This window comes from Streptomyces sp. TP-A0356, from assembly GCF_001417775.1.
Lineage (GTDB): Bacteria > Actinomycetota > Actinomycetes > Streptomycetales > Streptomycetaceae > Streptomyces.
On record NZ_BBZJ01000017.1, the window covers coordinates 389,267 to 401,877 of the forward strand.

Below are 12,611 nucleotides of genomic sequence, written 5' to 3' on the forward strand. Positions count from 1 at the left end.
GGGTCCCCTTCAGGATAGGCAGGGAATCGCCCCCTTGAAACCCGCCCCTCTGCGCCAATTGGCCAACCGAGATCCGCCATGGCCGTCCCGGCTCGCTGAGGCTTCCATTCCCCAGCGGCCGACCCGTCATGCCGGGCGGTCTCTCTCGATCATACGGCGCACACCGCCCTGTGGGGGGGCCTGTGGCGTACTCCATCCGCCGCCAAGCCGCTGATCAGCGGCGGGTCACGGGAGCCGGCTCAGGCCTCCGCCGCCCCCTGGGTCTCACCGAGGACATGGAGTTGCGTGGCCACGGAGTGGAACGCGGGGACCTCGGCGGCCGCGGACTCCAGCTTGAGCAGCGCCTCCAGGGCGCCGGGTTCGGTGTCGACCAGGACGCCGGGGACGAGGTCCGCGAAGACCCGGACACCGTGCACGGCGCCGACGCTCAGGCCCGCGTCCTCGACGAGCGCGGTGAGCTGCTCGGCGGTGAAGCGGCGCGGCACGGGGTCGCCCGCCCCCCAGCGGCCGTTCGGGTCCTCCAGCGCCTGCTTGGCCTCCTTGAAGTGCCCGGCGAGGGCCCGCGCGAGCACGGCTCCGCCGAGACCGGCGGCGAGCAGGCTCAGAACGCCGTCGGGGCGCAGCGCGGCGACCACGTTGCGGACACCCTCGGCGGGGTCGTCCACGTACTCCAGGACGCCGTGGCACAGCACTACGTCGTAGCCACCGGGCTGCACCACGTCGAAGAGGCCGTGGGCGTCGCCCTGGACGCCCCGGACCCGGTCGGCGACACCGGCTTCGGCGGCCCGGCGCTCCAGGGCGAACAACGCGTTCGGGCTGGGGTCGACGACCGTGACACGGTGGCCGAGGCGGGCGACGGGCACGGCGAAGTTGCCGCTGCCGCCGCCGGTGTCGAGGACGTCCAGCACATCCCGCCCCGTGGCCTTGACGCGGCGGTCGAGGGCGTCCTTGAGGACCTCCCAGACCACGGCGGTACGGAGAGAGGCGCGGGGGCGCATCGGGTCCGACACGGCAGTTGACTCCTCGGCGCGGCACCGCCTGGTGTACGGCGGAGCGATCGGACGGCCTTCCGGCCCCGGTACCAGGGCGAAAGGCTTCAGGCGCCTCCACCCTATTGCCTCTCGCGCACTGCCCGGAGCCCCGACCCACTCCGCTCCCGTCCGGGCCGGCGGGCCCCGGCCCGCCCCCGTCGACGGCCCCGCGACGCCCCGGGCTCAGCCCGCGTCCGGGATCTCGCGGTCCCCCTCCTGCCGGGGCTGTGGGAGCACCGGCTGGAGCACCAGCATCCGTTCGACCAGCCGCAGGAACATCGCCACGTCGCGTATCAGATCGTCCGCGTCGCGGGTGCTGGCCGCGCCCTGGATGCCGGCCTCGGCGCGGGCGCGCCGGGAGGCGCCCGAGGCGAACAGCGCACTCCACTCAGTGAGTTCGGGCGCGATCTCGGGGAGCACTTCCCAGGCGCTCCTGATCCTGGCGCGGCGCCGCGCCGTGGGCTCCGGGCGCCCGCGCGCCGCGAGGACGGCGGCCGCCGTGCGCAGGGCCGCCAGATGGGCGGTCGCATACCGCTCGTTGGGCGTTTCGAGGACGGTCGCCTCGTCGAGTCCGGCGCGGGCCTGGGCGAGCAGGTCGAGCGCGGCGGGCGGGGCCGTGGCCCGGCGCAGCACGGGGTGCACGTCGGCCGCCGGGCCGGTCAGTGAGGGGGCAGGGCCGGTGCCGCGGCGCCGGCGTGCGGCGGCTGCGTGGTCGCTGGCCATGACGAACCTCCTGTCGTCTGTGTGACGGCACTGTGGCCGTATGTGCTCATCGTGCGGTATGGCACTGACAATCCGTTCCGACCTGGGCTTTTGCTTCGCTCATGGGTTCGGGGTAGCTTTTGCACTGACCAGTCAGTTCAAAAGACGCGGCCCGTGACCCGGGCCGGCCGACCAGGGGAGAACAAGGGGGGCATGGACATGCAGGAGCAGGCGGCCGGGGTCGCCGTCGGCGCTGTGGACTTCGGGCTGAAGGGGCCGCGCGGCTGGACGTTCCGGGGCGTCGGATTCGATGCGGAGCCCGGCTCGCTCATCGCCGTCGCCGGACCCTCGGGCTCCGGCCGGACCTGTCTGCTGCTCGCGCTCACCGGACGGATGAAGCCGACCGAGGGGCGTGCCACGGTCGGGCGCCACCGGCTGCCCAAGGACATGTCCACGGTGCGCCGGATCAGCGCGCTCGCGCACGTGCCCGGGGTCACCGACCTCGACCCGGCGCTGACCGTCGGCGAGCACCTGCGCGAACGGGCCCTGCTGGAAGCCCGGTTCGGGGACTCCCTGCGGGCGCTGCTGCGACCGCGGAGCGAGCGGGCGGCCGAGAAGGGGCGGCGGATCGACACCGCCCTGGCGGCCGCCGGACTCGACCCGGAGGCGCTGCCGAAGGGCACCCGCACCGCCGTACGCGACCTGGAGCGGCTGGAGTCCCTGCGGCTGTCCGTGGCGCTGGCCCTGATCGGCCGTCCGCTCCTGCTGGCCGTCGACGACGCCGACCTCAAGCTGTCCGGCGCCGAACGGGCCGCCGCCTGGGGCATGTTGAGGTCCCTCACCGAGGCCGGGACCACGGTCCTCGCGGTGTGCGCCGAGGCCCCCGAGGGCGCCGTCGTGGTGTCCACGGCACCCGCGGCCGGCGCGGGGCCCCACGACGGCCCACGACCGGGCCACGCCGAGGACTCGCCCGGGGCCGCGGGCGGCGAACCGCACCCCGTGGACGGCGCGAGCGGCGAGCAGGACCCCTCGGACGCCGCCGGCGGCAAGCAGGACGCACGCGAGGCGGCCACCCCCCAGGAGCCGTCCCGGGACGGCAGCGACGACGACAAGGAGACGGCGGATGCGCTCGCCGAGACTGGCCGCGCTTGAGCTCAGGCGGTTCGGCAGGGGGAGGCTGCCCCGCGCGGCAATGGTCGCGCTCCTGCTGCTGCCGCTGCTGTACGGCGCCCTGTACCTGTGGTCGTTCTGGGACCCGTACGGGCGGCTCGACCGCATCCCCGTGGCGCTCGTCAACGACGACAAGGGAGCGACCGCGGCCGGGCAAAGACTCACCGCGGGCGACGACCTCGTCGAGGGGCTGCGGAGGAGCGAGACCTTCGAGTGGCACGAGGTCAGCTCCGCCGAGGCCAGGAAGGGCGTCGAGGACGGCACGTACTACCTCTCGCTGACCATGCCGTCCGACTTCAGCGCGCGCATCGCCTCCAGCTCAGGGCACTCCCCCGAGACGGGCGCCCTCCAGGTGCGCACGAACGACGCGAACAACTACATCGTCGGGCAGATCTCCAAGACGGTGTTCAACGAGGTGCGCGCGGCGGCCTCCACGAAGGCGTCGCGGTCGTTCCTCGACAGGATCTACATCTCGTTCTCCGACATCCACGGTGCGACGGTGAAGGCCGCCAAGGGCGCCGACCGGCTCACGGGCGGCATCGGGAAGGCGGAGAAGGGTTCCAAGGACCTCGCCGACGGACTCGGGCAGGCCAGGAACGGCAGCGGGAAGCTCTCGAGCGGTGTGAACAAGCTCGACACGGGCGCGGGCGACCTTGAGGACGGCGCGCAACAGGTCGCGGACGGCACGCAGGCGCTGGCCGACCGGGTGCACGGGGCGGCCGACCAGGTGCGGCCCTTCCTGAAGAACAACGGCAGGCAGATCGCCGACACCGCGACCGTGGTGGCCGATTCGGCGGATGTGATCAGCGGCCACCTCGACACGTTCGTCACCACGGCCCCCATCGCGGCGGACGGCACCCGCAAGGCGTCCGAAGCGCTGGACGCGGTCTACCGCAGGCGCTGCGTCGAGCAGCTCGTGCCCGACCCGGCGTGCGACGACCTCGAGAAGGCGAAGGACGCGGCGGCCCAGGCGGCCCGTCTCGCCAAGGACGTGAACACCGTGGTACAGGACTACCACGGCGACATGACCGGCATGCAGCGGGACCTCAAGACCCTCCAGCGGCAGGCCCGGGCGCTCGCCAAGGCGGCACCGCACCTGTCCGAGGACCTCGACAACGCGGTCACCAAGGTGGACGCGCTCAACAGGGGCGCCGCCGAGGTCGCCAAGGGGGCCCGGAAGCTGCACACCGGCCTCGGCACCGCCAGGACGGGCGCGGCGGACCTTGACGCGGGCGTCGGCAAGCTGACGACCGGGGCGATCGACCTCAACGGAGGCATGTACAAGCTCGTCGACGGCTCCGGGAAGCTCGCCGGCGGACTCCACGACGGCGCGGGGAAGATCCCGGACTACGGCAAGCAGGACCGCGACCGGCACACGGAGGTGATGTCCGACCCGGTGCACCTCGCCACCAACGACCTGCACAAGGCCCCCAACTACGGCACCGGCTTCGCCCCGTACTTCATCCCGCTGTCGCTGTGGGTGGGTGCGATGGTGGCGTACATGCTGATCCCGCCGCTGAACCGGCGCGCGCTCGCGGCGGGCGCCTCGGCCTGGCGGATCGCGCTGGCGGGCTGGCTTCCGGTGGCCGCCGTGGGTGTGCTCCAGACGGCCGCCCTCATGGCCGTGCTGCACTGGGCGATCGGCCTGCGGATGCTGCGGGCGGCCGGGACGATCGGCTTCCTGTTCCTGGTGGCGGCGTGCTTCGCGGCGATCGTCCAGTGGCTGAACGCGCGATTCGGCGCGGCGGGCCGGATCCTCGTCCTCGCACTGCTGATGCTCCAGCTGACCTCCGCGGGCGGCACGTACCCCGTGCAGACCAGTCCCGGCTTCTTCAACGCGATCCACCCCTTCCTGCCGATGAGTTACGTCGTCGAGGCCCTCAGGCGGCTCATCACGGGCGGCGGACTCGGGCCGGTGTGGCAGGCGTGCGCCGTGCTGACGGCGTTCACCGCGGGCGCCCTCGCGCTCACCGCCCTGTCGGCCCGCCGCAGGCAGGTGTGGACCCTCGACCGGCTGCACCCGGAGCTGAGCCTGTGACGGCCGTGGCCGGGCCTGCGCCCTCCGGGGCGGCGGTGCCTGTGACAATCAGGGCCATGGAACGCAGCAGCGCCGCCGCGGGAGGCGGTTCGAGCCGTCGTGAGGCGACCCGGCAGAAGCTCTACGAAGCAGCCGTCACCCTGATCGCGGAGCAGGGGTTCTCCGCGACCACCGTCGACGAGATCGCCGAACGGGCCGGGGTCGCCAAGGGCACGGTCTACTACAACTTCGCGAGCAAGTCCGTCCTCTTCGAGGAACTGCTGCGGCACGGTGTGGGGCTCCTGACCGCGTCCTTGCAGGAGGCGGCCGAGAACACGGATCTGGCCGGCGGCACCAAGGTGGACGCCCTGGACGCGATGATCCGCGCGGGACTCGGCTTCATCGCCCGCTACCCGGCCTTCACCCAGCTGTACGTGGCCGAGCTGTGGCGCACCAACCGGGCCTGGCAGTCCACGCTCATGGTGGTCCGGCAGCAGGTCGTCGCGGTGATCGAGCGCGTGCTGCGCGACGGCGTGGCGAACGGCGAGTTCAGCGACGAGATCGACATCCCGCTGACGGCTGCCGCGCTGGTCGGGATGGTTCTGGTCGCGGCCCTGGACTGGCAGGCGTTCCAGCCGGAGCGCTCCCTGGACGACGTCCACGCCTCGCTGTCGCGGCTGCTCCAGGGGCGCGTGAGCGGCGCCCGTCAGTAAAGACGCAGCTCAGGACACGAACCGCTGCTGGAGTATCAGGGAGCGGGGCGGACGAAAGCGCCGGTCGGGGTGGCCGCGTCTCCCGCGGGCCGCCTCGAACCGGCGCTCCGTCGTGCTCCCCCGTCGTCCCCCGTTGGACCCCCGTTCGGTCGTTCCCCCGGGTCTCCCCCTGTCTCGCTTCCGCCGTAGGGGACGACGGAAGGAGCGGCCAGGGGCGGGCACCGTTCCGCCGCCCCGTGTCGGCGGTGCCGGAGCCGTACCCCTTTCCGTGTCTCCACTCTCTCGTTCGCGCAGGTCGGCCCCCATCCGCGCGCGTACTCTCACTGCCTAGGTACGGATACTCACTCGCGCGCACTCATCCCCAGGACGCTCCGGGGCCCACTGATGGGCTTCGCGTCCGTATCGGCACTCACCCGGTCGGCGGCGAAGCCGGTGAGGTCCCCGAAAGGACTGGTCAGGGGCGCGCGGCGGGATTGTCGGCGGCGGCCTATAGAGTCGCTGGCATGGCACGGATTGCGGTGATCGGCGCCGGGATGGGCGCGATGGCGGCCGCCGCCCGGCTCGCCGTCGCGGGCCACCGGGTGGTGGTGTACGAGCGTACGCAGACGTACGGCGGTGCGCTGCGCCGTCTCGTGCGCGACGGCTTCTCGTTCGACACCGGCCCCGGCCTGCTGCCGCTGCCGGCCGTCTATCGCGATCTGTTCCTCAAGACCGGCAAGGAGCCGCTGGAGGACTGCGTCGAGCTGGCCCAGGTGGACCCGTCGTCGCGGCACGTCTTCGCGGACGGCACGGAGGTCTGCCTGCCGAACGCGTCACGGGCGGGGACCGTCTCCGCGCTGGACGAGGCGCTGGGCTCGGGCGCGGGTGCGCGCTGGGGCGACTTCCTGGTGCGGGCCCGCGAGGCCTGGGACCGCACGCGCCGGCCTCTTCTGGAAGAGCCGCTGTGGCCCAACTGGACGGTGCTGGCCGAGCGTGAGCCGTACCCGGCGGTGCCGCACAAGAAGCTGCTGCGTACCCGGCGGGCCCGGACGCTCGCCGAGATCGCCGCCTGGGAGCTGCGGGACCCGCGGCTCGCGGCCCTCCTGGAGAGCCACGCCCTGGCGTACGGCCTGGATCCCCGTACCACCCCGGCGAGCGCTGCCGTGCTGCCGTACATGGAGCACGCCTTCGGCACCTGGTACGTGCGCGGCGGCCTGAGGGAGCTGGCGCGTGCCCTCTACGATCGGTGCCTGGCCAGGGGGGTGGAGTTCGTCCTCGGCACCGAGGTCACCGGGATCGTCGAGAAGGACGGCCGGGCCGCGGGGGTGGAGTTGGCGGACAGCTCGGTGGCGGAGGCGGACCATGTGGTGGCCGGGGTCGCGCCGGGCGTCCTCGACCGACTGGTATCGGGGACGCCGGCCGCGCGGGGTGCGGACGATGTCGCACCGCGGCGCGGGACTCCCAGCCGTCTGACGGTGCTGCTGGCCCTGCGCGGGGGGCGGCCTGAGGGCACCGCGCACCGGACCGTGGTCCACACGGCCGACCGCGAGGGCGAGTTGGACCGGCTCTTCGGCGAACCCGCCGGGCTTCCGCCCGCTCCGACGGTGACCGTGCTGCGGCCGGACGACCCCGCGCTGGTGCCCGACGCCGGGCACGAGGCGGTCACGCTGACGGTCACGGCGCCCTCGGGCCTGAGCGCCTCCGAGGCCGACGTGGACCGGATCCTCGGTGCCGCGGAGCGCGCGATACCCGGGCTCGGCGACCGCCTGCTCTGGCGTGAGGTGCGGGATCCGGCCGATGTCGCCGAGGACACCGGCGCGCCCGGCGGCGCGATCCCCGCACCGGCCCTCGCCGCGGCCGGCGGCCGACTGCTGCAACCGTCCAACAGCACACGCATACCTGGCCTGTTCACGGTCGGCGGCTGGTCCCACCCCGGCGGGGGCCTCCCCCACGCCGGCATGTCGGGCGCGCTGGTGGCCGGGCTCATCGTGGAGGGGCCGGACTTCCGCGGCTCGCGGTGAGGTCACCGGTAGCGTCCGGCAGTGCGCCGAGGGCCCGGTGCTCGGCACCGGGCCCTCGGATGATCGCGACCGCTGCCGCGGGCCGCTCAGAAGCGGTAGTGCTCGTCGAAGCCGTTGCCGTGCGCGGTGCCGTGCGCGGTGCCGTCGCCCTGGTACGGGTAGGGCTGCTCCGGCGGAAGTGCGGCGCCGGACCCGTCGTCGGCGGTCCGCTGCTGGGGCACCCAGACACCGTCGGGCGGCGTCTCGCCGTAGGTGGGGGTCCCGTACTGGTCCTGACCGTAGGTGTGCTGCCCGTACCCCTGCTGGCCACCGTACGTGGTGTCGTACGCGCCACCGCCGTAGGTCCCCGTGCCGAGGTAGGGGTCGGAGTAGCCGGAGTACTGCTGCTGGCCGTTGTCGTAGCCGTACTGCTGCTGCCCGTATGCCGAGTAGCCGTCGTACGCGTAGGCCTGCTGGTCCTGGGCCTGGCCGGCGGCGGCGTAGGACCCGTCGGCCGCGGCTGCGTACGCCGCGCCGGTGTAGATGCCGTAGGAACCCGTCTCCTCGGGCAGCGGCTGCGGCTCGTACACGGCGGTCGCCTCGGCCGGGGTCTCCGCGGGCTGCGGCCGGGTGAAGACGTCGTCGCGGTCGTCGTCGTAGGAGTCGTCCTGGCGGTACGTTCCGGCAGCCGTCGACTCGGGGTCGGGGGTCTCGGGCGCCGGGTCCTGGCGGGCGGCCTCACTGCGGCGGCGCTTGCTGCCACCGCCGTCGTCCTCGTGCGGGCGGTTGCCGACGGCCCAGCCCGCCACGAAGCCGCGCCGGAACGACAGCGTCACATAGGTCTGCCCGACCGCGAACGCGGCCGCGCCCAGCCCGATGACCCACACCGAGGGGATCAGGACGCCGAAGACGACACCGAGGAAGCCGACGAAGGCGAGCAGCCGCCAGCGCAGACGCGCCTTGTACTGCAGCAACACCTCACCGAGCAGCCACAGCGCGACGATGCCGAACGCGATGTAGAGGACCGTCCAGCCCATGTACGCCCCTCTCCCAGTGGCCGCTTCGCAGTGTGTCGTATGCCGGTGCGGCCGGTCTAGGCCCGCTGCGGATGGTGCAGGCCCAGGTTTTCGTAGATTTCCAGCGTCGCCGTGGAGTTGTTGAGTGTAATGAAGTGCAGTCCGGGGACCCCTTCGGCCAGCAGCCTCGCGCAGAACTCCGTGGCGAACTCGATCCCCATGGAGCGTACCGCCGCCGGATCGTCCTGCGCTGTGAGGATCCGCTCTTTCAGAGCGGCGGGGATGACGGCGTTGCTGAGCTGCGGCAGCCGCTCCAGCATCCGCACGCTGGTGACGGGCATGACCTCGGGGATGACCGGGGTGGCACAGCCCGCCGCGGCGACGCGGTCGCGCAGCCGCAGATACGACTCCGGCTGGAAGAACATCTGCGTGATCGCGTAATCGGCGCCGGCCCGGCACTTGTCGACGAAGTGCGCGACGTCCGTGTCCCAGTCGTCGGAGCGCGGGTGCATCTCGGGGAAGGCGGCCACGCCCACGCAGAAGTCGCCCGAATCCTTGATGAGCCGGACGAGTTCGGCGGCGTAGGTCAGGCCCTTGGGGTGCCGGATCCAGTCGGCCATGGGGTCGCCGGGCGGGTCGCCGCGGACGGCGAGCATGTTGCGGATGCCGGCATCGGCGTACTGGCCGATGATGTTGCGCAGCTCGGCGACGGAGTGATTGACCGCGGTGAGGTGAGCGACCGGGGTGAGCGTCGTGTCGGCGACGATCTGCTGGGTCTCCTTGACCGTGCCCGCGCGGGTGGAGCCGCCCGCGCCGTACGTCACGGAGACGAAGTCGGGGGCGACCGCCTCGACCCTCCTGAGCGCGCTCCACAGGTTCCGCTCGCCCTTGGGCGTTTTCGGCGCCGAGAACTCGAACGAGTACGTCGTCTTGCCGGTGGCGAGGATGTCGCGCACTGTCCGTGCGCGATCAGTCCTCGTGGATGCGGTTCCGAGGGCCATAGTCGCAGGTTAGCCAGGGGGCCACGGTCGCCCAACCGGACGCACGGAATTTGTCCGAATTGTCGACCTGTTGTCCACCCCTCGGACACCGGGCGCTAACAGCTCCGCAGCCGCTTGGCGAATTCGGCCGCCGCCGCGCCCGGGTCCTCCGCCTCCGTGATGGCGCGTACGACGACCACGCGGCGGGCGCCCGCCTCCAGGACCTGGTCCAGGTTGCCGAGGTCGATGCCGCCGATGGCGAACCAGGGGCGGTCGGTGCCGAGGGCGGCGGTGTGGCGGACCAGGCCGAGGCCGGGGGCCGGACGGCCGGGCTTGGTGGGGGTGGGCCAGCAGGGACCCGTGCAGAAGTAGTCCACGCCCTCCTGGACGGCGGCGGCCTCGGCCTCCGCCTCGGAGTGCGTGGAGCGGCCTATGAGGACGTCGTCGCCGAGGAGGGCGCGGGCCGCGGGAACGGGCAGGTCGCCCTGGCCGAGGTGCAGGACGTCGGAGGCGGCGGCGTGGGCGACGTCCGCGCGGTCGTTCACCGCGAGCAGCTTGCCGTGGCGGCCGCAGGCGTCGGCGAGGACCTGGAGGTGCTCCAGCTCCTCGGCGGCCTCCATGCCCTTGTCGCGCAGCTGCACGATGTCGACGCCGCCGGCGAGGACCGCGTCGAGGAACTCGGCGAGGTCGCCCTGGCGCTTGCGGGCGTCCGTGCACAGGTAGACGCGGGCGTCGGCGAGCCGGGCGGTACGGGCGGTGTCGGGCACGATGGGTCCCCCGGGGTCGGTGGCGTACGGGCCGCGGCGGGCGCGGTCGGCCGGGGGCCGTGGCCCGTGGACCGCGGCCCGTACGCCGGACGGTTGTTCTTGGATCGGGTCAGACGGCCAGCGCCTGCGCGCGACGCTTCACCTCCGTGCCGCGATTCTCGCTGAGGGCCTGCGCGGGGGTGCCGGGCAGGGTGGGGTCGGGGGTGAAGAGCCACTCGATCATCTCTTCCACCGTGAAGCCGTCGTCCCGCAGGAGCGTCAGGGTCCCGGACAGGCCCTTGACGACCTTGTCCCCGTCGATGAAGGCGGCGGGGACGTGCAGCGCACGGTTCTCACCACGGCGTACGGCGATCAGCTGGCCCTCCTTGACCAGTTGCCGGACGCGGGTCACCTCGACGCCGAGTGCTTCGGCGATGTCGGGCAGGGTGAGCCAGGCGGGGACGAGAGCATCGATCTTGGTGTCAATCTCGGTCACGGGATCAAGCGTGCCATCCCGGACCGACAGTCGGAAGCGGGGCACCTCCGGTGGGGTGCCGGTTGCCTCCGGCGGTGGACAGGACAGGCGTGCGGCACGCCGCCCCGAGGGAGGGCAGACCCCTCACACCGTCGCCTCCTCACGCCGTCGCCTCCTTCAAGGGGAGGGACGGGTCCGCCAGGAGGGTCCGGTCCATGAGGGTGCCCGATTCGATCAGACGGCGGCCCTGGGCCAGGTCCCGGGGGCGGCCCACCGCGAGCAGGGCCACCAGACGGCCCGAGCGCAGCCAGCACACCGTCCAGGCCGCGCCCTGCGGGTCCCCGCGCCACACCGTCGTGTCCGCGGACGCGTGGTGACCCACGTACTGGACGAAGCGGCCGAACTGCTCCGACCAGAAGTACGGCACCGGGTCGTACGCCACCGGCGTCTCCCCGATGATGTTCGCGGCCACCGTGCGCGGCCCCTGGAGGGCGTTGTCCCAGTGGTGGACCAGCAGGCGTTCCTCATAGCGCCCCGACGGGAAGGACGCGCAGTCCCCCACCGCGTACACGTCCGGCACCGACGTGCGCAGATGCTCGTCCGCCAGCACCTCGCCGTGGATGCCCAGCGCGATGCCCGAGCCGGTGAGCCACGCCGTGGCCGGACGCGCTCCGATGCCCACGACCACCGCGTCCGCGGGCACCCGCGAGCCGTCGTCGAGCACCACGGCCCCCGGCTCGATGCGCTCCACGCGCGCGTGCGTGCGCAGCTCGGCCCCGCTGTCCGCGTACCAGCCCGTCATGGGCGCGGCCACCTCCGCGGGCAGCGCCCCGGCGAGCGGCCGGTCCGCGGCCTCCACCACGGTCACCGCGCAGCCCGCCTCGCGCGCGGCGGTGGCGAACTCGGCGCCGATCCAGCCCGCGCCCACGACCACGATGTCGTGCTGCTGGGCGAGGACCGGCCGCAGTCGTTCGGCGTCGTCCAGCGTGCGCAGCAGATGCACCCCGGGCACCCCCTCGGCACCCGGCAGCCGGATCGGCTCGGCGCCGGTCGCAAGAACCAGGACGTCGTAGCGGACGGGACCCTCGACGGTGTCCAGCTCGTGGTCCTCGGGGCGCAGGCCGACCACCTCACGGCCCAGCCGAAGTTCGATCTCCAGGGCCTTGAAGTCGATGTCGAAGGCGGAGCCCTCCGCCTTGCCGAGCAGCACGGCCTTGGACAGCGGCGGCCTGTCGTACGGCTGGTGCGGCTCCGCGCCGATCAGCGTCACGCTCCCGGTGAAGCCCTGTTCCCGCAGGGCGACCGCGGTCTGCACCCCGGCCATGCCCGCACCCACGACGACGACGCGCCGTGCCGAATCGCCCCGTGCCTGCGTCTGCTCGCTCACCTGATCACCATAGACAACTGACAAATTGTCAGTCAGGGGGCGTGCTGGGTGACCTGTTCCACAACACTCGTCCCGCTGCCCGTCTGCGACTCCCACTCCCAGGACTCCTCGAGGCGCACCCGCCCGTCGGGAAGCTCCACGACCCGCGAGACACAGTGGCCCGAGGACGTGGTCCCGTCCCGCTTGAGCTGCACGTACCGGAAATCGAGGCGATCACCCTCCCGCGTGCCCACCAGATGGCCGCGTACCACGTCGCCGCCCGTGTACTCGGCCCAGATCTCGCCGTCCTCCTCGTGGTACGCGAACCGGGTGCGCGTACCGACCTGACCTGGGGCCTGGTCCGCCACCGGGGCGAGGACCAGACCGTCGAGCGAGGGGGGCATGAGCGGGAGGCT

At 73.0% G+C, this 12,611-nt stretch carries 12 protein-coding genes; 4 read left to right on the plus strand and 8 right to left on the minus strand.

What is annotated here, in order from left to right:
• Nucleotides 1-239: 239 nt before the first annotated feature.
• Together ASC56_RS14875 and ASC56_RS14880 are read right to left on the minus strand one after the other, a co-directional pair.
• On the minus strand, nt 240-1,010 hold the full coding sequence (locus ASC56_RS14875) for a methyltransferase (RefSeq protein ID WP_055491848.1): 771 nt from the start codon (nt 1,008-1,010) through the stop codon (nt 240-242).
• A gap of 204 nt (nt 1,011-1,214) precedes the next feature.
• Nucleotides 1,215-1,754: an SAV_6107 family HEPN domain-containing protein gene (locus ASC56_RS14880; protein ID WP_055491849.1), complete on the minus strand. Its 540-nt coding sequence runs from the start codon at nt 1,752-1,754 to the stop codon at nt 1,215-1,217.
• Nucleotides 1,755-1,946: 192 nt separating this feature from the next.
• On the opposite strand from ASC56_RS14880, the gene ASC56_RS14885 reads away from it, so the two are divergent.
• The 4 genes from ASC56_RS14885 to ASC56_RS14900 all read left to right on the plus strand — a co-directional run bounded on the left by ASC56_RS14885 (nt 1,947) and on the right by ASC56_RS14900 (nt 7,633).
• Entirely contained in the window at nt 1,947-2,885 is a 939-nt protein-coding gene (locus ASC56_RS14885) for an ATP-binding cassette domain-containing protein (RefSeq protein ID WP_055491850.1), read from the plus strand.
• Nucleotides 2,857-4,941 (plus strand): YhgE/Pip domain-containing protein, encoded by a 2,085-nt coding sequence (locus ASC56_RS14890; RefSeq protein ID WP_055491851.1) that lies wholly within the window; start codon nt 2,857-2,859, stop codon nt 4,939-4,941. Before ASC56_RS14885 ends, ASC56_RS14890 begins: the two co-directional genes overlap by 29 nt.
• A 56-nt stretch (nt 4,942-4,997) precedes the next feature.
• Complete coding sequence (locus ASC56_RS14895) at nt 4,998-5,633, plus strand: TetR/AcrR family transcriptional regulator (protein WP_055491852.1); 636 nt, start codon at nt 4,998-5,000, stop codon at nt 5,631-5,633.
• A 503-nt stretch (nt 5,634-6,136) separates the two neighbouring features.
• On the plus strand, nt 6,137-7,633 hold the full coding sequence (locus tag ASC56_RS14900) for an NAD(P)/FAD-dependent oxidoreductase (RefSeq protein ID WP_055491853.1): 1,497 nt from the start codon (nt 6,137-6,139) through the stop codon (nt 7,631-7,633).
• Nucleotides 7,634-7,719: 86 nt separating this feature from the next.
• On the opposite strand, the gene ASC56_RS14905 is transcribed toward ASC56_RS14900, so the two are convergent.
• From ASC56_RS14905 to ASC56_RS14930, 6 genes are all read right to left on the minus strand, one after another.
• Complete coding sequence (locus ASC56_RS14905; RefSeq protein ID WP_055491854.1) at nt 7,720-8,649, minus strand: hypothetical protein; 930 nt, start codon at nt 8,647-8,649, stop codon at nt 7,720-7,722.
• Nucleotides 8,650-8,705: 56 nt separating this feature from the next.
• On the minus strand, nt 8,706-9,629 hold the full coding sequence (gene metF / locus ASC56_RS14910) for a methylenetetrahydrofolate reductase [NAD(P)H] (RefSeq protein ID WP_055491855.1): 924 nt from the start codon (nt 9,627-9,629) through the stop codon (nt 8,706-8,708).
• A 95-nt stretch (nt 9,630-9,724) separates the two neighbouring features.
• Nucleotides 9,725-10,375 (minus strand): thiamine phosphate synthase, encoded by a 651-nt coding sequence (gene thiE, locus ASC56_RS14915; RefSeq protein WP_055491856.1) that lies wholly within the window; start codon nt 10,373-10,375, stop codon nt 9,725-9,727.
• 109 nt (nt 10,376-10,484) lie between these two features.
• The gene (locus ASC56_RS14920; protein ID WP_055491857.1) at nt 10,485-10,850 is read right to left on the minus strand and encodes an Rv2175c family DNA-binding protein; all 366 of its coding nucleotides are present in this window, start codon (nt 10,848-10,850) and stop codon (nt 10,485-10,487) included.
• A gap of 139 nt (nt 10,851-10,989) precedes the next feature.
• The gene (locus ASC56_RS14925) at nt 10,990-12,216 is read right to left on the minus strand and encodes an NAD(P)/FAD-dependent oxidoreductase (protein WP_079102501.1); all 1,227 of its coding nucleotides are present in this window, start codon (nt 12,214-12,216) and stop codon (nt 10,990-10,992) included.
• 32 nt (nt 12,217-12,248) lie between these two features.
• Entirely contained in the window at nt 12,249-12,599 is a 351-nt protein-coding gene (locus ASC56_RS14930) for a hypothetical protein (RefSeq protein ID WP_055491858.1), read from the minus strand.
• Nucleotides 12,600-12,611: the final 12 nt, after the last annotated feature.